Here is a 25,504-nt window from a genome sequence, read left to right on the forward strand (position 1 = left end):
GCTCAGGAGGCGAAGACCATGGCGGGGAACGGGGCGCTCAGCGGCGCGGTGATCGCGGTGGCCGGTGCGGGAGGACCCGCGGGCCGGGCCGCACTGCTCAGGCTGGCCGAGGCGGGGGCCACCGTCATCGGCTCCGACAACGACCCGGAGCGGCTGGCGGAGGCGGTGGACGCGGCGAGCTACGCGACCGGCGGCGCCACCGTCACCGGTGACACGGTCGACCTGCTCGACCTGAAGGCCACCCGCGACTGGGCCACCCGCATCGAGAAGGACTTCGGCCGCGTGGACGGCCTGGTCCATCTCGTCGGCGGCTGGCGCGGCAGCGAGACCTTCACCAGGACCAGCCTCGACGACTGGGACTTCCTGGAGATGCTGCTCGTGCGCACCGTGCAGCACACCTCCCTGGCCTTCCACGAGGCGCTCCAGCGCAGCGACCGCGGCCGCTACGTGCTGATCAGCGCGGCGGGCGCCAGCAAGCCCACCGCGGGCAACGCCGCGTACGCCGCCGGCAAGGCGGCGGCCGAGGCGTGGACGCTGGCCATGGCCGACTACTTCCGCAAGGCCGGGGGCCCGGAGGGCCCGACCTCGGCGGCTACGATCCTGGTGGTGAAGGCACTGGTGCACGACGCCATGCGCGCCGACCGCCCCAACGCGAAGTTCGCGGGCTTCACCGACGTCAGGGACCTGGCCGAGGCCATCACCGGCATCTGGGAGAAGCCCGCCGCCGAAGTGAACGGAAACCGTCTGTGGCTCACCGAGAAGCCGTGAACCCGCCGAAGACCGACGCCCGTCGCCATCACGACCCCGAGGTCCGCGGTTTCGCCAGCGACAACTACGCCGGCGCCCACCCGGAGGTGCTCGCCGCCCTGGCCCTGGCCAACGGCGGGCACCAGGTCTCCTACGGCGAGGACGCGTACACCGAGAACCTGCAGAGCGTCGTCCGCAGCCACTTCGGGGCCACGGCCGAGGCGTTCCCGGTCTTCAACGGCACCGGCGCCAACGTCGTCGCCCTCCAGGCGGTCACCGACCGCTGGGGCGCGGTGATCTGCGCCGAGAGCGCGCACATCAACGTCGACGAGTGCGGGGCGCCCGAGCGGGTCGGCGGTCTGAAGCTGCTCACCGTGCCCACGCCCGACGGCAAGCTCACCCCCGAGCTGATCGACCGGCAGGCCTACGGCTGGGACGACGAGCACCGCGCGATGCCCCAGGTCGTCTCCATCGCCCAGGCCACCGAGCTGGGCACGGTCTACACGCCGGACGAGATACGCGCCATCTGCGAGCACGCCCACGCGCACGGCATGAAGGTGCACCTGGACGGTTCCCGGCTGGCCAATGCCGCCGCCACCCTGGACGTCCCGATGCGGACGCTCACCAACGCCGCCGGCGTCGACCTCCTCTCCCTGGGCGGCACGAAGAACGGCGCCCTGTTCGGCGAGGCGGTCGTGGTCCTCAACCAGGACGCCGTCAGCCACATGAAGCACCTGCGCAAGCTGTCCATGCAGCTCGCCTCCAAGATGCGCTTCGTGTCGGTGCAGCTGGAGGCCCTGCTCGCCCGGGACCTGTGGCTGCGCAACGCCCGCCACTCCAACGAGATGGCCCAGCGCCTCGCCGAGGGCGTACGCGCCGTGCACGGCGTGGAGATCCTCTACCCGGTGCAGGCGAACGCGGTGTTCGCCCGCCTGCCGCACGACGTGACCGAGCGCCTCCAGAAGCGGTTCCGCTTCTACTTCTGGGACGAGGCCGCGGGCGACGTCCGCTGGATGTGCGCCTTCGACACGACGGAGGAGGACGTGGACGCGTTCGTCGCGGCACTGAAGGAGGAGATGGCCCGCTAGGGCGTGTCCGCAACGTCCCGCCCGCCCTCCGGGCGGACGACGGGACGTTGCGGACACGCCCTAGGGCCATCTCCCTCGGGGCGGCGCGTCAGTTGACGACGATCCGTGCGCTGTTGTTGCGCAGGTTCGGGTCGAACTCCCTGATGCTCAGCTCGGAATCGTCGTTGACGGTGGCGACGGTGGTGCGCGCGCCGCGCACCACCCGATCGATCCGCAACGGGATCTCGAAGGTGTACGACGCCTTGTCGTGCAGGTAGATCGGCGTCTTGCAGTAGTACGTCGTGGGGGACGCGGGGTCCTCCGAGGTCCAGCAGTCCTCCTCCGGCAGCCCCATGACGGTCGTCCCCTCCGGCGCCTGGAACCGCACCGTCGCCACGGCGGCGCCCGCGCCCAGCGACGCCACCCAGGCCGGACCGCGGTTGTGCACGGTGACCCGGGCGGTGACGGTGTCACCGGCTGCCCCGCCCACCCTGCTGCCGCCGAGCTTCAGGTCGGCGGTGTTCCGGGCGTTCAGCATGACGGTCCGGTAGTTGTCCTGCGGGTCGATGTCGGGGTCCGCCGCCGCGGCCCGGGCGGCGGCCACAGGACGCAGGTCCAGCTCGGCGCCCGTGCCCCGGGTCCACGTCCAGTCGCCCCGCATCTCCTCCAGCGCCTCGTCGGAGTACGGATGGACGGAGTGGTCGAACCGCTCGTACAGCGCGTTGCGGCCCACGCCGAGACCGGTGTTCAGCGCGTACCCCTGCCCGGGTGCCACCGCCTCGTCCAGCACGCACAGGGCGGACGTACCGGTGTCGTGATCCCGGTACTCGCAGTTGGTGTGCCGCTGTTCGAAACGCAGCCCGTACGAGGCGTTGAGCCACAGCAGTGTGCGCTCCGCGGTGCGGTTGCCGCTGTTGGACAGCGTCGCCCGCACGCTCGTCCTCGAGCCCGGCCTGAGGCCGTGCTGGTAGTCGGCCTGACTGAGGCCGAGGTCCGGGCCGTTGCCCACGCCGACCCGCGTCTCGGCCGGGTGGGACGTGGCCTCTCCGGCGACGGCCGAGTAGCGCACGTACCCCGAGGCGCCGACGTCCGCTCCCGGCAGCGCGCGCAGCCCGAACGCGGCGGCCGGCACGCGCTCCGTCCCGGCGGGCATCTCGGGGACCTCGCAGACCGCCCTGACCTCCGACTCGGGTTCACAGTTCGCCGGCCACGCCACCCGCGCGAAAGAGGCGATCTCACTGACGTCGACGGTCAGGCGCCCGGCCGGCACCCTGTCGTCGGCGACGTCCCGACTGACCTCCACGGCCAGGCTGCGCTCGCGCGCGCCGCCGTCCGCGTCCGCGCCCGGCAGCACCGTCTCGTACGGCGCGCTGATCCACAGCTGGTTCTCCTGGGCGTACGCGGGCCCGGCCCCGACTCCGGCCGCCGCCAGGGCGCAACTCACGAGCGCGGCGCCGAGCAGGCGCCGTGGATCCTTCATGTCTTCCCCCTTGTCACGGATCTGGTGCAGGCCGAGACCCGAGGCGCGGAGGAAGGGTTGTGGCGGGGCTGGTGGTTGCGGCGGTGTTCAGCCGTTCTCACCAGTGATGCATAACTATACGGTGTCACGAAAATACATTGACCGAGTGGTGGTCTCGTCCCTAAGCTCTGCGTGCATGCAGCTGATCCAGGAAACCCCCGACCTGTCCGCCTACTTGGCCGCTGACGAGGCGATAGACCACCACCATCCGCTCGTTCGCGAGACGGCGGCCGAGCTGGCCAGGGGTGTGGCGAACTCGTATGAGTATGCGCGCGATGCGTTCGAGTTCGTGCGCGACACCATCCCGCACTCGCAGGATGCGGGCGACCCGCGCGTCACCTGGCGCGCCTCCGATGTCCTGGAACAGCGCACCGGCATCTGTTACGCCAAGGCCCACGCGCTCGCGGCGCTGCTCCGGGCCGAGGACATCCCGACCGCGTTGTGCTACCAGAAGTTCGATGTCGTGCACGGTCTGGTCGCCGTGCGGTTCAACGGCGCATGGCACCGGCAGGACCCCCGGGGCAACAAGCCGGGGGTGGACGCGCAGTTCTCCCTCGACGGCGAGCGACTCGCCTTCACGCCCGATCCGGCGCTCGGCGAGACCGACTGTCCGGTCCTGTACGCCGCGCCTCACCCGGCTGTGCTCGACACCCTGAAGTCGGCCGGCGACCGGCCTCACTTGTGGCGAACGCTTCCCACCGCACTCTGAGGCAGGACCGGAGGCCGGGCCGGCCGCCCCCGGGTGTCAGTGCGCCTCGGCCTCCCGGACCTGCTCCGGCGTCGGAGCCGTGCCACCGAGGTGGGCCGGCATCCACCAGGTGTCGTCCGGGCCCTTCGGGCGTACGGGGTAGGCGCGCTGGGCGGCCTCCAGGAGCTCCTGGACGCGCTCGCGCAGCTGACGGGTGATCGCGCCCGCGTACTTGTCGCGGGAGGCCTCGATCGCCTCGCCGACCCGGATCGTGATGGGGATGTGGCTGCGCTTGAAGTTGCGGGGGTGGCCCTTGGTCCACAGCCGCTGCGTGCCCCACACCGCCATCGGGATCAGCGGGACGCCGGCCTCCTGAGCCATGCGCGCGGCGCCCGACTTGAAGCTCTTGAGCGTGAACGACTGCGAGATCGTCGCCTCCGGGAAGACCCCGACGATCTCGCCCGACCGCAGCGAGTCCAGGGCGTGCGCGTAGGCCGCCTCGCCCTGCTTGCGGTCCACGGGGATGTGCTTCATCCCGCGCATCAGGGGGCCGGAGATCTTGTGGCGGAAGACGGACTCCTTCGCCATGAAGCGCACGAGACGTTTCTGCGGCAGTGCCGCCAGGCCGTTGAAGACGAAGTCCAGGTAGCTGATGTGGTTGCTCACCAGCACGGCGCCGCCCGAGCGCGGGATGTTCTCCGAACCCTGGCAGTCGATCTTGAGGTCCCACGCCTTGAACAGCGTGCGGGCGAAACCGACGACGGGACGGTAGACGAGCTCTGCCATGGGCGGGTCGGACCCTTCCTGCTCTGCCTGGGAAGGGATTCCCAGCGGAAAGTTACGCAGCCGTAGGTTTACGGCTTGTCGCAGATCGTGCCCGAAGAACGGCCGGGTAGCCAGTCCCCGTGCCCGACCGTGAGGAGATTCTCGTCACGTCGCCGCCGGATCCCACCTCGTGCTTTTACGCCCCCATTACTCCGCGCGTACCGTCACTCGCCGCATGAGCAGGTACATCTCGCACCCCAGGCAGTACCCGAACACGGCGTTGAGGAAGGCGGCCGCGAGTGCGGCGCCGGTCGCCGCGAGACCCAGCCAGCCGGGTCCCAGGGTGTAGCCGACGAGGCCGAGTCCGGCGAAAACCAGCCCCACCGCCTGGGCGAAACGCGGCGGTTCGGGCGCCTCGAACGCGGTCGGCGGTCCGAGCCGCGGCCGTACGGCCCTGGCGAACAGCAGGCCGTAGGGCGACCGGGTCACCCCGCCGGCCGCGCCCAGCAGGAACGCCAGCGTCTGCCAGGCCAGCAGCCACGCGCTCCCCGTGACCAGAACGACCGCCAGGACGACGGTCGTCACGGCCGCGCCGAAACGCGGCCCTCGTGCATCGATGTCCATGGGAACCAAGCATTCCGCAGCACGGGCCGGTTGGGTGGGCGGGAATCTTTGCGGTCTCGTGAACGCTTGCAGCAGGGGATGACCGGACTGGTGGTGTGCGTACTGGTGCTCGCGGCGGCGAGCGCCTTCGGAGTGCTGCAACGGCGGCGGAGCGGGAGAGTGCGAGTGCGCGGGCGGGACGACGGCAAGCGGCTGGACGCGGGCGAGCTGGGCGCGGAACTGGGCGAGCGGGCCACGCTCGTGCAGTTCTCCAGCGCGTTCTGCGCGCCCTGCCGGGCGACCCGGCGAGTCCTCGGCGAGGTCGCCGGCATGGTCCCGGGCGTCACCCACGTCGAGATCGACGCCGAGGCCCATCTGGACCTCGTACGACGGCTGGACATCCTCAAGACCCCGACCGTGCTGGTCCTCGACGCCGACGGCCGGGTGGTGCGGCGGGCCACCGGCCAGCCGCGCAAGGCCGATGTGATCGCCGCGCTGGGGGAGGCCGTGTGAGGGACGCCACCCGGTCAGTGAGCCATCTCCCACATCCGGGAACGAACTTGACTGCGCCAACCATTTATCGTCAGCCTGACCCCATGCCTGCGGACCTCCTCGCCACGCCCGACCTCCTGCGCTCCGTCTTCCGGCGGCACGCGGCAGGGGTCGCCGTGATCACGGCCCGTGGCGACGCCGGCCCGGTGGGCTTCACCGCCACCTCCCTGGCCTCCGTCTCCGCCGAGCCGCCCCTGCTGTCCTTCGGGGTCGGCACCGGCTCCTCCAGCTGGCCCGCGATCGAGGCGGCCGGTCATGTCGGCGTCCACATCCTCGGCGAACACCAGCAGGAGCTGGCGGCCACGTTCGCCCGCAGCGGAGCCGACCGCTTCGCGCCGCCCACCGCCTGGCGGGACGGGCCCGAGGGGGTCCCCGTGCTCGACGGTGTGCCGGCCTGGCTGGTGGGCCGGGTCGTCGCGCGCGTGCCCGCCGGAGACCACCGGATCGTGATAGCGGAGGTCGTGCACGGCGACCACACGGGCACCGGCCGACCGCTCCTCTACCACCAGGGACGTTTCAACCGCCTGCGCGACTGATCCGGGTGTCCCCCGTGCTGCGGGACCGTCGAGTTCCGGTTACGCTGCGTTGCGAAGGTCACAGTTCAAAGCGCTTGCTTAGCGGGAATGAACTGGGTGTACTGACGAGTAATATTTCGCTCGGAGCGCGGGTCGCCCCGACCGGGATCGGCCGCTTGAGGCACCTATGCTGCCTGCAAGAGGCAGCCGAAAAATGACGATGCAGTAGGAGAGCCGGCGTGAGCTTGAGGATCGTTGTCACTGTGAAGTACGTGCCCGACGCCACTGGCGACCGGCACTTCGCCGATGACCTGACCGTCGACCGGGACGACGTGGACGGTCTGCTCTCCGAGCTCGACGAGTACGCGGTCGAGCAGGCGCTGCAGATCTCCGAGAACTCCGACGACGACGTGGAGATCACCGTCCTGACGGTGGGCCCCGAGGACGCCAAGGACGCCTTGCGCAAGGCGCTGTCCATGGGCGCCGACAAGGCGATCCACGTCGAGGACGACGACATCCACGGCACCGACGCCATCGGCACCTCCCTGGTCCTGGCCAAGGCGATCGAGAAGGCCGGCTACGACCTGGTGATCTCCGGTATGGCCTCCACCGACGGCACCATGGGCGTCGTTCCCGCGCTGCTCGCCGAGCGTCTGGGCGTGCCGCAGGTGACCCTGCTCTCCGAGGTGTCGGTCGAGGACGGCACGGTCAAGGGCCGCCGCGACGGCGACGCCGCTTCCGAGAACCTGGAGGCGTCCCTGCCGGCCGTCGTGTCGGTCACCGACCAGTCGGGCGAGGCGCGCTACCCGTCCTTCAAGGGCATCATGGCGGCCAAGAAGAAGCCGGTGGAGTCCTGGGACCTGTCCGACCTCGACATCGAGGCGGAGGAGGTCGGCCTGGCGGGCGCCTACACCACGGTCGACAACGCGGCCGAGCGCCCGGCCCGTACCGCGGGCACGATCGTCAAGGACGAGGGCGAGGGCGGCAAGCAGCTCGCTGAGTTCCTCGCGGGCCAGAAGTTCATCTGAGCCCCGCATTCGCTGACCGCCCCTCATCTTTCGCAAGCAGGAGAGAAGAAGTCCCATGGCTGAAGTTCTCGTCTACGTCGACCACGTGGACGGTGCCGTCCGCAAGCCCACCCTGGAGCTGCTGACCCTGGCCCGCCGCATCGGCGAGCCGGTCGCCGTCGCGCTGGGCAACGGCGCCGCCGACACCGCCGCCGCCCTCGCCGAGCACGGCGCGGTGAAGGTCCTCACGCACGAGGCGTCCGAGTACGCCGACTACCTGGTCGTACCGAAGGTGGACGCCCTCCAGGCCGCGGTCGAGGCCGTGTCCCCGGCCGCCGTGCTGGTCCCGTCCTCCGCGGAGGGCAAGGAGATCGCCGCCCGTCTGGCGCTGCGTCTGGGCTCCGGCATCATCACCGACGCCGTCGACCTGGAGGCCGGCGACGAGGGCCCCGTGGCCACGCAGTCGGTGTTCGCCGCGTCCTTCACCACCAAGTCCCGTGTCTCCAAGGGCACCCCGGTCATCACGGTCAAGCCGAACAGCGCGGCCGTGGAGGCCGCCCCGGCCGCCGGTGCGGTCGAGGCCCTGTCCGTGACGTTCTCCGAGAAGGCGACCGGTACGAAGGTCACCGGTCGTACGCCGCGTGAGTCGACCGGCCGTCCGGAGCTGACCGAGGCCGCGATCGTGGTCTCCGGTGGCCGTGGTGTCAACGGCGCGGAGAACTTCGCGATCATCGAGGCCCTCGCCGACTCCCTCGGCGCGGCCGTCGGTGCCTCGCGTGCCGCCGTCGACGCCGGCTGGTACCCGCACACCAACCAGGTCGGCCAGACCGGCAAGTCCGTCTCGCCGCAGCTGTACATCGCCTCCGGCATCTCCGGTGCGATCCAGCACCGCGCCGGTATGCAGACCTCGAAGACGATCGTGGCGATCAACAAGGACGCCGAGGCCCCGATCTTCGACCTCGTCGACTACGGCGTGGTCGGCGACCTCTTCGACGTCGTCCCGGCCCTGACCGAGGAGATCAAGACCCGCAAGGGCTGATCGACCCCGGCTGCAGGAGGCCCCCGTGACCGCACGAACGGTCACGGGGGCCTCTTCTCATCCCAGGGTCATCGAGGCCTGCACCGGCAGGTGGTCGCTCGGGTACGTCCCGTCCACGGAGAAGGTGTTCATCCCGGCCCAGTGCGTGGTCACCCCGGGCGTGGTGAGGATCCAGTCGATGCGCCGCCCGCCGGGCTTGGGCCCTCGGTAGCCGTGGTGCGTCCCGTACGCCGGACTCCGCGAGGCCGCCGCGTCCCAGGCGTCCACCAGTCCGATGTCCAGCATGAGGTCGTGCACCCGGTTGTCGTGGGCGTCCGCGTTGAAGTCGCCGGTGACGATGACCGGTAACGACCGGTCCCACCCGGCGATCGTCTCGCCGATGAGCCCCGCCGAGCGTTCCCGGGCGTACTGGCTGACGCTGTCCAGGTGGGTGTTGAGGACGTAGAACTCCCGTCTCCCGTCGGCGAGATCGGCGAAACGGACCCAGGTCACCATGCGCAGCCAGTCCGCGCCCCAGGTGTTCGAGGCGATCGTGTTCGGGGTGTCGGACAGCCAGAAGTGATCGAACTCGATCGGCTCGAGTCTGCGCGTGTCGTAGAAGATCGCCATGAACTCGTCCTTGCTGCCGCCCCCACGCCCGGTGCCGATCCAGTCGTAGTGCTCGCCGAGGTCCTTCTCGATCGCACGCACTTGCCGGTAGAGCCCTTCCTGAGTGCCGATGACGTGCGGTCGCTCGCGGCGCAGCAGTTCTCGCATCACCGGTCGGCGCACCTCCCAGCGCGGTGTCCTGTCGACGACGGTCCCGAAGCGGACGTTGAATGTCATGACGTCCAGGGCGCCCGGGTGCTCGCCGGCGGAAGCGGGCTGTGTGGGGCCCGCGCTGGTGAGCAGCGGTCCTGCGATGGCGGCGGCGGCCGCCGCCTTGAGCCCGTGGCGGCGTGTCACTCCGACCTCGTTCGGCACGTGGTCTCCCTCCCCTTGCACGTCAGGATGAAGCTTGCCTTCTGAATACGGAAGATGAGGGCGGGTCGGCAGTGACCGAGGGTGAAGGATGGGGTACCCCACTTCAAGAAGGTGTTGACCAGGCCGAAGGTCGGCCGATAACTTCGCTCTACGGATTGTTGATTCCGTAAAGCGGAAAACAGGAGGGTCTCGGGATGGGTCAGGGCCAGCAGGAGAAGGTGGCGACGAGCCTCGCGGGCGCCGTCAGCGAGGAGATCAGCGCCTCCCTCGCGCCCGTCGACGCCGAGCTGGAGCGCCGCTACCCCGGAGACCCCGGCACCCGCCAGCCCGTCCACACCGTCTACGTCCCCGGCGACGTCTTCGCCGCCGACACCGTCCGCTCCTGGGGCGACCGGGCCCTGGCCGCCCTCGACGAACACGCCCCGGACGCCGCGTCCTTCGCCGCCGTCCTCGGCCTGGCCGACGAACTCGCCGAGCCCGTCCACGCTCGCGTGCGCGCCAAGCTGGAGCGCGAGCCGATCGAGGACCTGCGCGTCGACTTCGAGGACGGCTACGGCAACCGCCCGGACGCCGAGGAGGACGAGGCCGCCGCCCGCGCCGCCCGGATCGTCGCCGAGGCGTACGAGGACGGCACCGCGGCCCCCTACATGGGCATCCGCATGAAGTGCATGGAAGCGCCCGTACGGGCCCGGGGCATCCGCACGCTCGACATCTTCCTCACCGGCCTGATGGAGGCCGGCGGCCTGCCCGGCGGGCTGGTGCTCACCCTGCCGAAGGTGACCTATGCCGAGCAGGTCACCGCCATGGCGCGGCTGCTGGACGCCTTCGAGAAGACACACGGCCTGGAGCCCGGCCGGATCGGCTTCGAGATACAGATCGAGACCAGCCAGTCCATCCTCGCCGCCGACGGCACCGCCACCGTCGCCCGCATGATCCAGGCCGCCGAGGGCCGCGCCACCGGCCTGCACTACGGCACCTTCGACTACAGCGCCTGCCTCGGCGTCTCCGCCGCCCACCAGGCCGGCGACCACCCGGCCGCCGACCACGCCAAGGCCGTCATGCAGGTCGCCGCGGCCGGCACCGGCGTCCGCGTCTCCGACGGCTCCACCAACGTCCTGCCCGTCGGCCCGACCGAGAAGGTGCACGCCGCCTGGCGCCTGCACTACGGCCTCACCCGCCGCGCCCTGGCCCGCGCCTACTACCAGGGCTGGGACATGCACCCCGGCCACATCCCCACCCGGTACGCGGCCGTCTTCGCCTTCTACCGCGAGGGTTTCGAACAGGCCGCAGCCCGCCTCGCCCGCTACGCCAACCGCACCGGCGGCGACGTCATGGACGAACCCGCCACCGCCAAGGCCCTCAGCGGCTACCTGCTGCGCGGCCTGGACTGCGGCGCCCTGGACATCGGGGAGGTCGCCCGGCTGACCGGCCTGACCCGCGCCGACCTGGAGGCCTTCGCGGTGCCCCGGCGGGGGGATCTGACGGCGTCGGCCTGACGGCCTCTCTCCGAGCGTCCCCCCACGTACCGGCCCTGTCACAGCCGTCACCACCGGCTGTTTGGGTCACCGCCGGCCCGTACTCTGTACGCCACACACTGACGTGTCAGTGATCCAGTGGTGTCACGAGAACGGGGCAGCGGTGTCAACGGGGGAGTACGGGCAGGCCGACGGGACCGGTCGGCTGCTGGCGGGCCGTTATCGCGTCACGGCCCAGCTGGGGCGCGGCGGCATGGGCATCGTCTGGAAGGCCGTCGACGAGGTCCTCGGCCGTGAGGTGGCCGTCAAGGAACTGCGCACCTACACCGACGCGGCCGGCCCCGAACTGGCCGGTCTGCGGCTGCGGATGCAGCGCGAGGCGCGTGCGGCGGCCCGCGTGCGCCACCCCGGCGTCATCGCCGTGCACGACATCGCCGAGGTCGACGGCCGCCCCCTCATCGTCATGGAGCTGGTCGACGGGCCGTCCCTGGACGACGTACTGCGCGAGCGCGGCACGCTGGACGCGCGCGAGGCGGCCGGGATCGGCACCGCGGTCATGGACGCCCTGGCCGCCGCCCACCGGGCGGGCGTCCTGCACCGCGACGTGAAGCCCGGCAACATCCTGCTCGACCGCTCGGGCCGGGTCGTCCTCACCGACTTCGGCATCGCCACCATGGACGACCCGGGCGACGGTTCGGCCACTCACCTCACCCGCAGCGGCGAACTCGTCGGCTCCCTCGACTACCTCGCCCCCGAGCGGGCCCAGGGCGCCGACCCGGGCCCCGCCTCCGACATCTGGGCCCTGGGCGCCACGCTGTACGCAGCCGTCGAGGGAGCCTCGCCCTTCCGCCGTACGTCCACGTTCTCGACGCTCACCGCGATCGTCACCGAGCCGCTGCCCGAGCCCCGCCGCGCCGGGCCCCTCGCCCCCGTCCTCCAGCGGTTGCTGGACAAGCGCCCCGAGGGCCGCCCGGAGGCCGACCAGGCCCGCCGGATGCTCCAGGCCGTCGCGGACTCGGGCGGCACGGACACGCCGACGTCATCGCTGCGAGCGCCGGTGCCCGCACCGCCCACGCGCCCGGAGACGGAGCGCGGTGTCCCGTCGGTACCGCCGGGGTTCGGGCCGCCGCAGCAGGTGCAGCCGCAGGAGAGCCAGGGCACGCCCGGGTTCGGCCCGGCAGCGGCCTCCGGAGCCGCTGGGGCACCGGGAGCGGCAGGACAGCGGCCTGGTGCTGATGCGCCGGGCACCGGGCAGCCGGCGCAAGCAGGCCCCGGTTCGCAGGGGCCGAACGCCGGCCTTCAGGCCCCGGGCAGCGGTCCGCAGGCGTCGGGACCGCAGGGTCCGAACCCCGGCACCGAGGCCTCAAGTCCCGGCGCACAGATGTCAGGACCGCAAGGCGCGGGTCCCGCCACCCAGGCCTCGGACCCCGGCACGCAGGGCTTCGGCCCGGCCGGCCCGGGCGGCACCTCGCCGACCGGCCCCATGAACCCGAGCCCCGCCCCCCGCCGCAAGAAGACCCGCGCCCTGCTCGCCGCCGTGGCCGTCACCGTCGTCCTCGCGGCGGCCGGCACCACGGTCGCCCTGCTCAGAGACTCGGACGGCACGGACCACGGCAACCGGACCGACGCAGCCGGCGTGGACGCGGCCGCCTCCTCCGAGCCAGGCCGCACCGACGACGGCTCGAACGAGCAGAGGCCCACCCCACGGGGCGACGAGGAGGGCAAGTCCCCCTCCGAGAAGGCTGAGGACAAGAAGAAGCCCGAGTCCTCCGGCCGGCCCTCCGCATCGGCCCCGGCGAAGTCCTCCGGCGGTACCACCGGCGACACGAGTGGTGGAACGTCGGGCGGCGGCACCTCCGGAGGCAGCGGAACCGGCGGCGGTTCCGGCGACGGCGGCACGACAGGCGGCGGCTCCACCACGCCCGCACCGGTCTGCCACGCCATCGGCGGCGGCAAGTACAACTGCACGGTCTGGAAGTCCGCGGACTCCTACACCGCCTCCGGCACCAAGGTCGGCGTCCTCAACGCCGGCACCAACTACTTCTACTGCCAGCAGAACCTGGGCCGGCGAGAGACCGACGGCCGGTGGACCAACGTCTGGTGGGCGAAGACGGACGACGACAGCGGCAACACGGACGTCTGGGTCAGCGACGTCTACATCAAGGGCGGCGACAACGACGCGCCCGTCCCCGGGCTCCCGGTCTGCTGAGCGCGCAGGGACACCGCCGCGTGCCGCTCCAGCCCGGAGGCCGTCACCAGCTTCTCCTCGACGAACAGCCGCGTGCCCCGCTCGCACAGCCGCCGGTCGGAGCGGGCCCGTACGCAGAACTCCTCGGGCACCACACCGAACAGCTCCCGGAAGCGCGGCAGGCCGACGAGCAGCTCGGTGAGCAGCACCCGCTGGCCCGGATGGGTGCGCGGCACGCCGGTGCCATCGTGCAGGACACCGTGCCGGTTGACGTACGCGTACGCGCCGGGCAGGCGGGTGCCGTCCTCGAGGTCGATGCGCACGTCGGGCGAAGGCAGCCAGGCACGGTCGTAGTTGCCGGCCGGCAGCGGCACGCCCTCGCTCGCGTCGATCACGGCGAGCTGCTGGGCATCCAGCCAGATGACGAACAACTCCCGCACGGTGTCCGGAGCGCTGATCGGCGAGGCCGACACGTACCCCATGCGGCTCACGTGCGCCGACACACCGGCGTCGACGCCGGTCACCCGGGCCTTCGCCATCGGGATCGGCGCCATGATCCCGAACTCCTCCATCTTGTGCCGCAGCTGCCCCGGGCAGGCGTTCGAGCCGATGGCGAGAACCGGGGTGCGGTCCTCGTGCACCAGCCGGTCCAGCGGCAGGAAGCGGTCCCCGTCGAGGAGTCCGGAGTCGGCGGGCCACGCGCCCGGGTAGAGCAGGGGGTGCTCGCGCGGGGCCTCGGCCAGGCCGAGTGCTCGCAGCGTGCGATCGGTGAGGTGCTCCATACGCTCCGTATGTTCCGCGGGATGTGCCATGGGCCGCTCAGTCCGCCGGCGGCAGCTCGCCCGAGCCGCGGGTGATCAGCCGGGTCGGCAGCTCGATGCGCTCGGGAGTGACGAGCGTACCGTCCAGCTGCCGGAAGAGGCGTTCCGCGGCGGTGCGGCCGATGGCCGCCGCGTCCTGGGCGACGACGGTGACACCCGGCTGGAGCAGGTCGGCGAGCTCGATGTCGTCGAAGCCGACCAGGGCGACACGGCGGGCCTGCTCGGCGAGCACGCGGATCACGGTGACCGTCACCCGGTTGTTCGCAGCGAAGATCGCGGTGACCGGGTCCCGGCCGGTCAGCATCTCCTCGGCCGCCCTGCGTACCCGCTCGGGGTCGGTGACACCGAGGGACATCCAGGAGTCCGCCACCGGTATGCCCGCGTCCTCCATCGCGGCCCGGTAGCCGCGCAGCCGCTCGGCGGCGGTGTGGATGCGGGGCATGTCGCCGATGAAGCCGATCCGGCGGTGGCCGTGCGCGACGAGGTGGGCGACGCCGTCCCGGGCACCGCCGAAGTTGTCCGAGAGGACCACGTCGGCGTCGATGTGCCCGGCCGGCCGGTCCACGAACACCGTGGCGACACCCGCCTTGAGCTCCGGCTCCAGATACCGGTGGTCGTCACCGGCCGGGATCACCACCAGCCCGTCCACCCGCCGCGCGCACAGGGCCAGCACCAGCTCCTGCTCGCGCTCCGGGTCCTCCGCGCTGGAGCCGTTGATCAGCAGGGCGCCGTGCGCGCGGGCCACCTCCTCGACCGACCGGCTCAGCGGCCCGTAGAACGGGTCGGCGAGGTCCTCCAGGACCAGACCGATGCTCGCCGTCCGGCCCTTGCGCAGCACCCGCGCGCTGTCGTTGCGGCGGAAACCGAGCGCCTCGATCGCCTCCTGGACACGCCGCTCCGTCTCCGGGGTCACGCCCGGCTCCCCGTTCACGACGCGGGAGACCGTCTTCAGTCCGACCCCGGCCCGGGCCGCGACGTCCTTCATGGTCGGCCGGGTGCCGTAGCGCGTGGCGGATCGGAGGTTGGTCTGGGGCACGGTGCGGTGTCCTGTCCTGTCGTCCACGGTGCGTCGGTCCTGGGTTTGTATGAGGATGTGGCGTCGAGCATAGAGCCTGGACAACGTTGTCAGGCTCGGGGGAGACTGTCCACCGCAATCTCCGGACCGTGCTCCGCTGCTGGCCGGCCAGTCCTTTCACCGTAGACGGGGAGTTCCGACACTCATGCACACCGACCTCGTGGCCGCGCTCGACATCGGCGGCACCAAGATCGCCGGCGCTCTCGTGGACGGCCAGGGACGGATCCTGGTCCGCGCCCAGCGGCCGACGCCCGCCCGGGAGGACGGTGACACCGTGATGCGGGCCGTGGAGCAGGTGCTCGGTGAACTCACCGCGACGCCGCTCTGGGCGCGGGCGACGGCCGTCGGGATCGGCAGCGCCGGTCCGGTGGACCGGTCGGCGGGCACGGTGAGCCCGGTGAACGTGCCCGGCTGGCGCGACTACCCGCTCGTCGGGCGCGTGCGGGCCGCGGCCGGGGACCTGCCCGTCGAGCTGATCGGCGACGGTGTGGCGATCACGGCGGCCGAACACTGGCAGGGTGCCGCCCGCGGCCACGACAACGCGCTGTGCATGGTCGTCTCCACGGGCGTCGGCGGCGGCCTGGTGCTCGGCGGCCGGCTGCACGCCGGGCCCACCGGTAATGCCGGCCACATCGGCCACATCAGCGTGGACCTCGACGGCGATCTGTGCCCGTGCGGCTCGCACGGCTGCGTGGAGCGCATCGCGAGCGGCCCCAACATCGCCCGGCGCGCCCTGGAGAACGGCTGGCGGCCCGGCCCCGACGGCGACACCTCCGCCGCCGCGGTGGCCGCCGCGGCCCGGGCCGGCGACCCGGTCGCCGTCGCCTCCTTCGAGCGGGCCGCACAGGCCCTGGCCGCCGGGATCGCCGCGACCGCGACCCTCGTGGAGATCGACATCGCCGTGATCGGCGGGGGCGTGGGCAAGGCCGGCGACGTCCTGTTCGCTCCACTGCGCAAGGCGCTGAGCACCTACGCGACGCTGTCCTTCGTCCGGCACCTGACCGTGGCCCCGGCCCAGATGGGCACCGACGCCGGGCTGGTGGGCGCGGCGGCGGCAGCGCTGGAGCGGCGGACCGACGCGGCCGCGGCGGGGGTGTGAGACCGGGCAGGAACGTTCAGGCGGGTATCTCCGGGTCCCCGGCGCGTTGCTGATGCGGAGGGAACCGCTCCGACGCGGGCGGCATCTGGCCCGGCATGGGCATCGGGATGTTGTTCTTCGGGCTGGCGTTCATGGGCGGATGGGCGGCGGCGGCCGGCGCGCTGGTGTACGCCGTCGTCACGCTCGTCCGTGGCCGGGCGGAGGACTGGATGCGGCGCGACGGACACCCCGCGGCGCGGCTGCTGCTGCCTGCGCCCGTGTACCTGCGCTTCGACGTGGCACTCGCCGTGACGGCCTTTCTGGCAGATCTGCGGCTCGTGTCGGCGGCCATCGTGTTCGGGGCGGACGGCGTCTTCGCCGAGGACTGGATGGGCTATCCCGGCATGATGGACCCCACCGGGCAGGGGTATCAGGCCGGAGTCGTGAGCGCGTTGCACACGACGGCGTGGTGGACCTTCGGGATCGCGGTCCTCGGCCGGTGCTGGATCACGGCCGGGGTACAGGTGTGCCTCCTGCCGCTCGCCGCCTGGTGGATCGGGACGTTCGACACGTACTACACCTGACGGGTTGCTGAACCTGACGGACGCCGGTCCGGAATACCGGGCCTTCCCGCGGAAAACGCCCGAATGTCAGTGCTATGTGGCACGATCGCGCTTGTGAGCAGCAGACCCGCCCCGGCGCAGCGCCTGCGCGACCTCGCCCTCCTGCGCCGGGTCAAGGACCGGATCGACCGGGAGTACGCACGGCCGCTGGACGTCGAGGCGCTGGCCCGGGGGGTGCACATGTCGGCCGGGCATCTCAGCCGCGAGTTCAAGCGCGCCTATGGCGAGTCGCCGTACAGCTACCTCATGACGCGCCGCATCGAGCGCGCCATGGCGTTGCTGCGCCGTGGGGACCTCAGCGTCACCGAGGTGTGTTTCGAGGTCGGCTGCTCGTCTCTGGGCACCTTCAGTACCCGTTTCACGGAACTGGTCGGCATGCCGCCAAGCGCCTTCCGGCGCCAGGCGGTCCTCGCCACCGCGGGCATTCCGTCGTGCGTGGCGAAGCAGGTGACCAGACCGATCAGGAATCGAGAAGCGCCCGCCCCGGGCCGAAACTAGCGTGATGGCCATGGACCTCACCATTCACGCCAGCTTCCTTCCGCACGACGACCCGGACGCCGCCCTGGCGTTCTATCGCGACACCCTCGGCTTCGAAGTCCGCAAGGACGTCGGATACCAGGGCATGCGCTGGATCACGGTCGGCCCCGTCGGCCAGCCCGGCACGAACATCGTGCTGCATCCGCCGGCCGCCGACCCCGGGATCACCGAGGACGAGCGCAAGACCATCGCCGAGATGATGGCCAAGGGGACCTACGCCAGCATCGTCCTGGCCACCCCCGACGTCGACGCCGTCTTCGAACGGGTGCAGGCGGGCGACGCCGAGGTGGTCCAGGAGCCCGTGGACCAGCCGTACGGCGTTCGCGACTGCGCCTTCCGCGACCCTGCGGGCAACATGGTCCGCATCCAGCAGCTCGAGCCGTGACGGCCCGGTAGCAGCCGGCCCACGGATCCACACGAAACACCCCCGCGCCGCGCCTCAGGGCCGGCGCGGGGACACAGATCGTCCGACCGCGGCAGCCCCGCCCGACAGATGGAGACCGATGAGCATGGCCACGAGGACGGACAGACAGTCGTCCGGACCGCACGTCGCCGACAGCCACGACGTGATCCGTGTGCACGGCGCGCGCGAGAACAACCTCAAGGACGTCAGCATCGAGATCCCCAAGCGCCGGCTGACGGTGTTCACCGGCGTCTCCGGCTCGGGCAAGAGCTCGCTCGTGTTCGACACGATCGCCGCGGAGTCGCAGCGGCTGATCAACGAGACCTACAGCGCCTTCCTCCAGGGCTTCATGCCCAACCGGGCCCGGCCCGAGGTCGACGTGCTCGACGGGCTGACCACCGCGATCGCCGTGGACCAGCAGCGGATGGGCGGCGACCCCCGCTCCACGGTCGGCACCGCCACCGACGCCAACGCGATGCTGCGCATCCTCTTCAGCCGGCTCGGCAAGCCGCACATCGGCCCGCCCAGCGCGTACTCCTTCAACACCGCATCGGTCCGCGCGAGCGGCGCGATCACCGTCGAGCGGGGCGCCAAGACCAAGGCGCAGAAGGCGACCTTCGAGCGCACCGGCGGCATGTGCAACCGCTGCGAGGGCCGCGGCAAGGTCTCCGACATCGACCTCACCCAGCTCTACGACGACTCCAAGTCGCTGTCCGAGGGCGCGTTCACCATCCCCGGCTGGAAGTCGGACAGCCAGTGGACCGTGCAGCTCTACGCCCAGTCGGGCTTCGTCGACCCGGACAAGCCGATCCGCGAGTACACCAAGAAGGAGCTGCACGCCTTCCTCTACGGGGAACCGGTCAAGATCAAGGTCAACGGCATCAACCTCACCTACGAGGGGCTGATCCCCAAGATCCAGAAGTCGTTCCTGTCCAAGGACAAGGAGGCGATGCAGCCGCACATCCGGGCGTTCGTGGAGCGGGCGGTCACCTTCACCGTCTGTCCCGAGTGCGACGGCACCCGGCTGAGCGAGGGCGCCAGATCCTCGAAGATCGACGGCATCAGCATCGCCGACGCCTGCGCGATGGAGATCAGGGACCTGGCCGAGTGGGTCCGGAAGCTCTCGGAGCCGTCCGTGGCGCCGCTGCTCACCGCGTTGCAGGGGACGCTCGACTCGTTCGTGGAGATCGGCCTGGGCTATCTCTCGCTCGACCGGCCGGCGGGCACCCTGTCGGGCGGCGAGGCGCAGCGCGTGAAGATGATCCGCCACCTCGGCTCCTCGCTCACGGACGTCACCTACGTCTTCGACGAGCCGACCATCGGCCTGCACCCGCATGACATCCAGCGGATGAACGACCTGCTGCTGCGGCTGCGGGACAAGGGCAACACGGTGCTCGTCGTGGAGCACAAGCCGGAGGCGATCGCGATCGCCGACCACGTCGTGGACCTCGGCCCCGGCGCCGGCACGGCGGGCGGCACCGTCTGCTTCGAGGGCACGGTCGAGGGGCTGCGGGCCGCGGACACCGTCACCGGCCGTCATCTCGACGACCGGGCCGCCGTCAAGGAGACGGTCCGCAAGGCCACCGGCGCGCTGGAGATCCGGGGCGCGACGGCGAACAACCTCCGGGACGTCGACGTCGACATCCCGCTCGGGGTGCTCACCGTCGTCACCGGTGTCGCCGGCTCCGGCAAGAGCTCCCTGCTGCACGGGTCGGTCCCCGCCGACGCGGGGGTCGTCTCGGTGGACCAGAGCCCGATCAAGGGCTCGCGGCGCAGCAACCCCGCGACCTACACCGGGCTGCTCGACCCGATCCGCAAGGCGTTCGCCAAGGTCAACGGGGTGAAGCCGGCCCTGTTCAGCGCCAACTCCGAGGGCGCCTGCCCCACCTGCAACGGCGCCGGCGTGATCTACCTCGACCTCGGCATGATGGCCGGCGTCGACACCCCCTGCGAGGACTGCGAGGGCAAGCGGTTCCAGGCTTCGGTGCTGGAGTACCACCTCGGCGGCAGGGACATCAGCGAGGTGCTCGCGATGTCGGTGGCCGAGGCCGAGGAGTTCTTCGGCACGGGCGAGGCACGCACCCCGGCCGCGCACAGGATCCTGGAACGGCTCGCCGACGTCGGCCTCGGCTACCTCACCCTCGGCCAGCCGCTCACCACGCTCTCCGGCGGCGAGCGGCAGCGCCTCAAGCTGGCCACGCACATGGCGGACAAGGGTGGCATCTACGTCCTCGACGAGCCGACCACGGGCCTGCACCTCGCGGACGTGGAGCAGCTGCTCGGCCTGCTGGACCGGCTCGTCGACTCCGGCAAGTCCGTCGTCGTCATCGAGCACCACCAGGCGGTCATGGCGCACGCCGACTGGATCATCGACCTCGGCCCCGGCGCGGGCCACGACGGCGGCCGGATCGTCTTCGAGGGCACACCGGCCGACCTCGTCGCGGCCCGCTCCACCCTGACCGGGGAGCACCTGGCGGCGTACGTGGGGGCATGACGGCGTTCTGCGGGGCCGTGAGGCGAGTACTCCGAGACTCCTCTCACGGCCCCGATTTTTTTTGGACATAAGGGGCGAAAGTGTGAATATCAGTGCGCCTTCGAGGGCACTCCATCCCCTGACCCTCCACAGAACGGAGCCGCTGATGATCATCAAGAAGATGCACGAGATGGGCGTCCGCAGCGAGCACGCCTACATCGCCGCCATGGCATCCATCGGCCTCAGTGTCGTCGCCTGGGCGGGCTCCCTGAAGGTGGAACCCGGCGTCAACGTCGCCCGCGCCGACCGCTGGGGCATCTTCGTCGGCGAATGGGCGCCCACCTTCTTCGGTCTCGGACTCGCCCTGTCCCACTACGAACAGCAGGACGGCACGCTCACCGCCGACGTCCACGAGTTCCGCCAGGCGCAGAAGGCGGGCTGAACGGCCCACTCCGGCGAGCGCCCGGCGCCGTTCCCGCGCACCCTGGTGCCATGGCGTCCGTGAAACCCGTCGTGGTCTACCCGCCCGCCACGGACGGTGGCCGGCGGGTCCGCGTGGACGACCAGTTCCTCGGGATCGCGTACGGGCTGCTGGACGTCGCCGAGTTCCTGCGGCGGGCGGGGATCGAGGATGCGGACGAGGCGTACGTGGCGGCGACGGGCCTGATCGAGTGGCGCGGCGGCGGCCCCGGCACCTGGGGTACGGGGCCCGGGTGAAGCCGGCGCTTCCCCCGAACGGCCCAGCGGCGTGACCCCGGAGCGGGTCCGGCAGTTGAGTCGGGCATGAAGAAGCGCAGCATGCTCGCCATCGCCTCCCTGGCCACCGGCTTCGTCGTCGCCGCGGTCACTCCGTCGCACGCTGTCGGAGAGAAGCTCCCCGCCATCAACGTGGACGAGACTCTCAAGACGCTCGACCAGGCCGTCGGCAAGGACGGCCTGTCCGTTGCCGGGAAGGATGGCGTTCAGAAGAACAAGGGTGCCCAGAAGAAGGGCGCTCCGAAGAAGAAGGGCTGACGAGCCGCTCAGGCCCGGGCCCACGGCGCCGGCGCTCCCCGCGTGCGGGGGCGCCGGCGCCGTCGTCATGCGCCCTCAACTGCGGCTGGTTTCCGTGGCAGGGTGGAGCGGGCAAGCCTCAGGGGGCCAACAGAAGAGGGGGACCTGTGACCGTCGTCTGGATCAACGGCGCGTTCGGTGCGGGGAAGACCACCACCGCACAGGAACTGATCGAACTGATCCCGAACAGCACGCTCTTCGACCCCGAGGTCATCGGCGGAGCGCTCCGGTACCTGCTACCGCCCAAACACCTCGCCGAGGTCGGCGACTTCCAGGACCTGCCGATCTGGCGACGGCTCGTGATCGACACGGCGGCCGCGATGCTCGCCGAGCTCGGCGGGACCCTGGTGGTCCCCATGACCCTGCTGCGCCAGGAGTACCGCGACGAGATCTTCGGCGGCCTGGCCGCCCGCAGGATTCCGGTCAGCCACATCCTGCTCGCTCCGGCCGAAACGATACTGCGGGAGCGGATAGCGGGCCGCGAGGTTCCGCCGGACCTGCCCGACGGCGAGATGCGAATACGCCAGTGGTCCTTCGACCACATCGAGCCGTACCGCGCCGCCCTCGCCTCCTGGCTCACCGCCGACGCCCACCCGGTCGACACCAGCGACCTCACGCCCCACGAGACCGCCGCCCGGATCGCCGAGGCCGTCAACAGCGGCTCCGTGCCCGCCTGCGACATCGTGCAGACACCCGAGCCCACCGCCGAGACACTCGCCGCCGGAGTGCTGCTCTTCGACGAACAGGACCGGGTGCTGCTCGTCGACCCCACCTACAAGGCCGGCTGGGAGTTCCCCGGCGGGGTCGTCGAACCCGGTGAGGCGCCCGCGCGCGCCGGTGTGCGGGAGGTCGCCGAGGAGACCGGCATCCACCTCGACGAGGTACCGAGCCTCCTCGTCGTCGACTGGGAGCGCCCCTCGCCCCCCGGGTTCGGCGGACTGCGGCTCCTCTTCGACGGCGGCCTCCTCGACTCCACGGAGGCCCGACGGCTGCTGCTGCCCGGGCCGGAGCTGCGCGACTGGCGGTTCGTCACCGAGGAGGAGGCCGCCGACCTGCTGCCGCCGGTGCGCTACGAGCGGCTGCGCTGGGCTCTGAGGGCGCGCGAACGCGGAGCGGCGTTCTATCTGGAAGCCGGAGTGCCGGTCGGCTGACGCCGAGCTCTCCGTCAGTGCCCTTTACCCGGCGCGGGGGATTCCGAGGGAAAAGCAAAAGGAAACGTCCACGCAGCCACTGCCAATCGCTGCCCAAGGAATCTCCCGCACTCCCTCACGCGGCGGGTAATCACATTCCCCGTGCTCGTCAACACTTTTCCATGACCGCAAACAATCCCTTTTCCGGCCCCTGCTCGGCTTGACCGGACTCGCACGTCGTTGCGAAAGTCCGCAGAGTCTCACGGCGGCACTTTCGACCGCCACTCAATTTCCTTGCCTCAGGGGCAGATCCGGGATGTCCGTACGATGACCACGCAACACCAGCCGGCCGACGCCGGCGGCGGCACCGCGCTGCTGACCGAGCCGTCGACGCAGGACCCCCGACCCGCCGACACCGTCGTCGCCGGCCGCTCACCGGCCCGCATGGCCTGGAAGCGGATCAGGGGGGACAAGGTCACCATGGCCGCCCTGGTGGCCACCCTCCTGTTCATCGCGATCGCACTGCTCGCGCCGGTCCTCACCGCGCTGACCAGCTGGGGACCGATCACCCCCGACAACAAGGCGATCAACCCCGACACGGGCAACTTCCCCTACGGATCCCTGGGCGGCATCAGCGCCCAGCACCTCCTCGGAGTCGAACCGGGCACCGGCTACGACCTGTTCGCCCGTATCGTCTACGGTCTGCGCACCTCCCTCTACGTGGGTTTCGCCTCGGCCGCGCTGTCCACCGCGGTCGGTGTCGTGGCAGGGCTCGCGGCCGGCTACTTCGGCGGCTGGGTCGACTCCCTGCTGTCCCGGGTCATGGACGTGATGCTGGCGTTCCCACAGCTGCTGTTCATCATCGCGCTCACCCCGGTGATCCAGAACGCCCTGCAGACCAACAGCCACGGCGGCACCGACGAGAACCTCCGGCTGCTCGTCCTCGTCCTCAACATCGCCGTCTTCGCCTGGGCCTACACCGCCCGTCTGGTGCGCGGCCAGGTGCTGTCCCTGCGCGAGCGCGAGTTCGTCGACGCCGCGCGGCTGATGAGCGCCGGCCGGCGGCACATCCTCTTCCGGCAGCTGCTGCCCAACCTGTGGGCGCCGATCCTGATCTCCTTCGCCCTCGCCGTCCCGCAGAACATCACCACCGAGGCGGCCCTGTCGTACCTGGGCGTCGGCGTCATCCCGCCCAACCCGGACTGGGGAGCGCTGCTGTCGGACGCCTCCCAGTTCTTCCTCCAGGACCCGATGTACCTCTTCGTGCCCGGCGTCCTGCTCTTCCTCCTGGTCCTGGCGCTCAATCTCCTCGGGGACGGCGTCCGGGACGCCCTGGATCCCCGCGCCCGGCGCGGCTGACAAGCCACCCCCCGAGTGTCGGCCCGGCGGCCCCACGAACGGCCGCCGAGCCCGTAGCAAGAAACGGAGTTTCCTCAATGACGCGCAGCACGCGCAGATCGCGCACGGTCGCTCTCACGGCCTCCGCCGTGATGATCGCCCTGGGGGCCACCGCATGCGGAGGGTCCTCCGGCAACAGCGCCAGCGGCTCCCCGTCGAAGGGCGGCACGCTGACGATCCTCGACGATGCCGACTTCAACCACATCGACCCCCAGCGGACGTACACCACCGAGGGTTCGAGCATGGACTACGAGCTCGTCCGCACCCTCACCGGCTGGGACGAGACGGCGTCCGAGCCCAAGCTGGTCGGCGACCTGGCCACCGACACCGGAACGCCCAGCAAGGGCGCCACGGTGTGGACGTTCCACCTGCGCCACGGTGTCAAGTGGCAGGACGGCAGCGAAGTCACCGCGCAGGACGTCAAGTACGGCGTCGAGCGGGCGTTCTCCCCGGACATCAACGGCGGCCCGCCGTACGCCAGTCAGTGGCTGGTCGGCGGTGATTCCTACAAGGGTCCGTACAAGGGCAAGCAGCTGGCCTCGATCCAGACGCCGGACAAGTACACCCTCGTCTTCCATCTCAACCAGCCCGTCGCCGACTTCAACGAGACGACGGCCATGACCGGGTGGTCGGCCGTGCCCAAGGCCCACGACACCGGCGCCACGTACGACACGCACGTCTGGTCCGACGGGCCCTACATGATCAAGTCGTACGCCAAGAACAAGGAAATGGTCCTCGTCCGGAACAAGAACTGGAGCCAGTCGACCGACCCGATCCGTCAGCAGAACCTCGACGAGATCGACGCGAAGTTCGGCCAGGACCAGGCCGCCATCGACCAGCAGATCAAGTCCGACGGCGGCTCCGCCCAGACCGCGATCACGCAGACGCCGATCGCCGGCTCCGACCTGACGACGATGGCGGGCGATCCCTCGCTCAAGTCGCGCTACTACAAGATCCCGGCCCCGGGCATCAACTACATGGCGATCAACCTGAACCGGGTCAAGGACATCAAGGTCCGTCAGGCGATCGAGTACGCCGTCGACAAGACCACCGTACGCGGCGCCTTCGGCGGTTCGGCCTACGGCAACTACGCCACCACGATGCTCGCCCCCGGTATCGACGGCCACAAGGACTTCAACCTCTACAGCAGCAACCCCGCCGGTGACCTCACCAAGGCCAAGGCCCTGATGAAGCAGGCCGGCAACCCCAAGCCGACGATGTCGCTCGCGGTGGAGAACATCCCCACGCACGAGCACTTCGCCGACGCCGTGAAGACCGCGCTGGCGAAGATCGGCATCACGGTGAACATCACCCCGATCGACAAGAACAACTACTTCAGCACCGTGGACAACGTGAAGAACCAGTACGACCTGACGTGGGGCGACTGGATCGCGGACTGGCCGAACGCCTCCACCGTGCTGCCCACCCTCTTCGACGGGCGCCAGATCAAGAAGCTCCCGCAGTCCAACAACGACCTCTCGTACCTGAACGACCCGAAGGTCAACGCGCAGATCGACAAGATCGGCAAGATGACCGACATCAAGCAGCGCAACGCCGCCTACGGAGAGCTGGACGAGCAGATCCTGAAGGACGCCGCCGTGGTCCCGCTGATGTACATGAACTTCAGCGAGGTGAGCGGCTCGAAGGTGGGCGGTGTCATCGACGACTCGATCATGGCCGAACCCAGCCTGGTGCACGCCTACATCAAGCAGTGACGCACCCCCTCTGAACCCCGCCGGCGGCCCAGGCCGCCGGCGGGCACCCCACTCACGTCAGGTCCCGGCA

At 70.9% G+C, this 25,504-nt stretch carries 26 protein-coding genes; 20 read left to right on the plus strand and 6 right to left on the minus strand.

Annotated features, from left to right (window positions below; all coding sequences use genetic code 11):
- Positions 1-18: 18 nt before the first annotated feature.
- Positions 19-768, plus strand: a complete 750-nt coding sequence (locus tag MQE23_RS38755; protein WP_243382896.1) for an SDR family oxidoreductase — start codon at positions 19-21, stop codon at positions 766-768.
- Positions 765-1,835 (plus strand): low specificity L-threonine aldolase, encoded by a 1,071-nt coding sequence (locus MQE23_RS38760; RefSeq protein ID WP_020271691.1) that lies wholly within the window; start codon positions 765-767, stop codon positions 1,833-1,835. Before MQE23_RS38755 ends, MQE23_RS38760 begins: the two co-directional genes overlap by 4 nt.
- Before the next feature lie 88 nt (positions 1,836-1,923).
- Here the strand turns inward: MQE23_RS38760 and MQE23_RS38765 are convergent, their stop codons facing one another.
- On the minus strand, positions 1,924-3,294 hold the full coding sequence (locus MQE23_RS38765) for a hypothetical protein (protein ID WP_243381575.1): 1,371 nt from the start codon (positions 3,292-3,294) through the stop codon (positions 1,924-1,926).
- 175 nt (positions 3,295-3,469) lie between these two features.
- Between MQE23_RS38765 and MQE23_RS38770 the strand changes: the two genes are divergently transcribed.
- Positions 3,470-4,042 (plus strand): transglutaminase domain-containing protein, encoded by a 573-nt coding sequence (locus tag MQE23_RS38770; RefSeq protein WP_243381576.1) that lies wholly within the window; start codon positions 3,470-3,472, stop codon positions 4,040-4,042.
- A gap of 36 nt (positions 4,043-4,078) precedes the next feature.
- On the opposite strand, the gene MQE23_RS38775 is transcribed toward MQE23_RS38770, so the two are convergent.
- Together MQE23_RS38775 and MQE23_RS38780 are read right to left on the minus strand one after the other, a co-directional pair.
- Positions 4,079-4,807, minus strand: a complete 729-nt coding sequence (locus tag MQE23_RS38775; protein WP_020271694.1) for a lysophospholipid acyltransferase family protein — start codon at positions 4,805-4,807, stop codon at positions 4,079-4,081.
- 186 nt (positions 4,808-4,993) lie between these two features.
- Positions 4,994-5,410 carry a DUF4395 domain-containing protein gene (locus MQE23_RS38780; protein WP_020271695.1) on the minus strand — a complete coding sequence of 139 codons (417 nt, stop codon included), beginning with the start codon at positions 5,408-5,410 and terminating at the stop codon, positions 4,994-4,996.
- Positions 5,411-5,488: 78 nt separating this feature from the next.
- Here MQE23_RS38780 and MQE23_RS38785 point away from each other — a divergent pair, with 78 nt between their 5' ends.
- The 4 genes from MQE23_RS38785 to MQE23_RS38800 all read left to right on the plus strand — a co-directional run bounded on the left by MQE23_RS38785 (position 5,489) and on the right by MQE23_RS38800 (position 8,502).
- Entirely contained in the window at positions 5,489-5,902 is a 414-nt protein-coding gene (locus tag MQE23_RS38785) for a thioredoxin family protein (protein ID WP_037668290.1), read from the plus strand.
- 83 nt (positions 5,903-5,985) lie between these two features.
- Positions 5,986-6,477: a flavin reductase family protein gene (locus MQE23_RS38790; protein ID WP_020271697.1), complete on the plus strand. Its 492-nt coding sequence runs from the start codon at positions 5,986-5,988 to the stop codon at positions 6,475-6,477.
- Positions 6,478-6,695: 218 nt separating this feature from the next.
- On the plus strand, positions 6,696-7,484 hold the full coding sequence (locus tag MQE23_RS38795) for an electron transfer flavoprotein subunit beta/FixA family protein (RefSeq protein ID WP_037668292.1): 789 nt from the start codon (positions 6,696-6,698) through the stop codon (positions 7,482-7,484).
- A 55-nt stretch (positions 7,485-7,539) separates the two neighbouring features.
- Positions 7,540-8,502, plus strand: a complete 963-nt coding sequence (locus MQE23_RS38800; RefSeq protein WP_020271699.1) for an electron transfer flavoprotein subunit alpha/FixB family protein — start codon at positions 7,540-7,542, stop codon at positions 8,500-8,502.
- A gap of 57 nt (positions 8,503-8,559) precedes the next feature.
- On the opposite strand, the gene MQE23_RS38805 is transcribed toward MQE23_RS38800, so the two are convergent.
- The gene (locus MQE23_RS38805; protein WP_020271700.1) at positions 8,560-9,465 is read right to left on the minus strand and encodes an endonuclease/exonuclease/phosphatase family protein; all 906 of its coding nucleotides are present in this window, start codon (positions 9,463-9,465) and stop codon (positions 8,560-8,562) included.
- Between the two features lie 194 nt (positions 9,466-9,659).
- Here MQE23_RS38805 and MQE23_RS38810 point away from each other — a divergent pair, with 194 nt between their 5' ends.
- Entirely contained in the window at positions 9,660-10,961 is a 1,302-nt protein-coding gene (locus MQE23_RS38810) for an aldolase/citrate lyase family protein (RefSeq protein WP_243381577.1), read from the plus strand.
- Positions 10,962-11,103: 142 nt separating this feature from the next.
- Positions 11,104-13,149, plus strand: coding sequence for a serine/threonine-protein kinase (locus MQE23_RS38815; RefSeq protein WP_243381578.1), 2,046 nt, complete (start codon positions 11,104-11,106; stop codon positions 13,147-13,149).
- Here MQE23_RS38815 and MQE23_RS38820 read toward each other — a convergent pair.
- Both MQE23_RS38820 and MQE23_RS38825 read right to left on the minus strand, forming a co-directional pair.
- Positions 13,095-13,910, minus strand: coding sequence for a hypothetical protein (locus tag MQE23_RS38820; protein ID WP_243381579.1), 816 nt, complete (start codon positions 13,908-13,910; stop codon positions 13,095-13,097). The genes MQE23_RS38815 and MQE23_RS38820 overlap by 55 nt on opposite strands.
- A 37-nt stretch (positions 13,911-13,947) precedes the next feature.
- A complete protein-coding gene (locus MQE23_RS38825; RefSeq protein WP_037672538.1) occupies positions 13,948-14,985 on the minus strand; it encodes a LacI family DNA-binding transcriptional regulator in 1,038 nt (345 codons plus the stop codon).
- Between the two features lie 184 nt (positions 14,986-15,169).
- On the opposite strand from MQE23_RS38825, the gene MQE23_RS38830 reads away from it, so the two are divergent.
- The 11 genes from MQE23_RS38830 to MQE23_RS38880 all read left to right on the plus strand — a co-directional run bounded on the left by MQE23_RS38830 (position 15,170) and on the right by MQE23_RS38880 (position 25,434).
- Positions 15,170-16,123, plus strand: coding sequence for an ROK family protein (locus MQE23_RS38830; RefSeq protein WP_243381580.1), 954 nt, complete (start codon positions 15,170-15,172; stop codon positions 16,121-16,123).
- A 95-nt stretch (positions 16,124-16,218) separates the two neighbouring features.
- Complete coding sequence (locus MQE23_RS38835; protein ID WP_243381581.1) at positions 16,219-16,686, plus strand: hypothetical protein; 468 nt, start codon at positions 16,219-16,221, stop codon at positions 16,684-16,686.
- A 93-nt stretch (positions 16,687-16,779) separates the two neighbouring features.
- Entirely contained in the window at positions 16,780-17,223 is a 444-nt protein-coding gene (locus tag MQE23_RS38840) for a helix-turn-helix transcriptional regulator (RefSeq protein ID WP_020276172.1), read from the plus strand.
- A gap of 10 nt (positions 17,224-17,233) precedes the next feature.
- A complete protein-coding gene (locus tag MQE23_RS38845; RefSeq protein WP_037672584.1) occupies positions 17,234-17,647 on the plus strand; it encodes a VOC family protein in 414 nt (137 codons plus the stop codon).
- A 118-nt stretch (positions 17,648-17,765) separates the two neighbouring features.
- Positions 17,766-20,159 (plus strand): excinuclease ABC subunit UvrA, encoded by a 2,394-nt coding sequence (locus MQE23_RS38850; protein ID WP_020276174.1) that lies wholly within the window; start codon positions 17,766-17,768, stop codon positions 20,157-20,159.
- Positions 20,160-20,304: 145 nt separating this feature from the next.
- Complete coding sequence (locus MQE23_RS38855) at positions 20,305-20,580, plus strand: hypothetical protein (RefSeq protein ID WP_020276175.1); 276 nt, start codon at positions 20,305-20,307, stop codon at positions 20,578-20,580.
- A gap of 50 nt (positions 20,581-20,630) precedes the next feature.
- Positions 20,631-20,855 carry a hypothetical protein gene (locus MQE23_RS38860; RefSeq protein ID WP_020276176.1) on the plus strand — a complete coding sequence of 75 codons (225 nt, stop codon included), beginning with the start codon at positions 20,631-20,633 and terminating at the stop codon, positions 20,853-20,855.
- A gap of 66 nt (positions 20,856-20,921) precedes the next feature.
- On the plus strand, positions 20,922-21,152 hold the full coding sequence (locus tag MQE23_RS38865; protein WP_020276177.1) for a hypothetical protein: 231 nt from the start codon (positions 20,922-20,924) through the stop codon (positions 21,150-21,152).
- A 146-nt stretch (positions 21,153-21,298) separates the two neighbouring features.
- A complete protein-coding gene (locus MQE23_RS38870; RefSeq protein ID WP_020276178.1) occupies positions 21,299-22,342 on the plus strand; it encodes an NUDIX hydrolase in 1,044 nt (347 codons plus the stop codon).
- Between the two features lie 306 nt (positions 22,343-22,648).
- Entirely contained in the window at positions 22,649-23,680 is a 1,032-nt protein-coding gene (locus MQE23_RS38875) for an ABC transporter permease (RefSeq protein ID WP_020276179.1), read from the plus strand.
- 77 nt (positions 23,681-23,757) lie between these two features.
- A complete protein-coding gene (locus MQE23_RS38880; RefSeq protein WP_020276180.1) occupies positions 23,758-25,434 on the plus strand; it encodes an ABC transporter substrate-binding protein in 1,677 nt (558 codons plus the stop codon).
- Positions 25,435-25,504: the final 70 nt, after the last annotated feature.

Source organism: Streptomyces sp. HP-A2021 (assembly GCF_022807935.1).
GTDB classification, from domain to species: Bacteria; Actinomycetota; Actinomycetes; order Streptomycetales; family Streptomycetaceae; genus Streptomyces; species Streptomyces afghaniensis.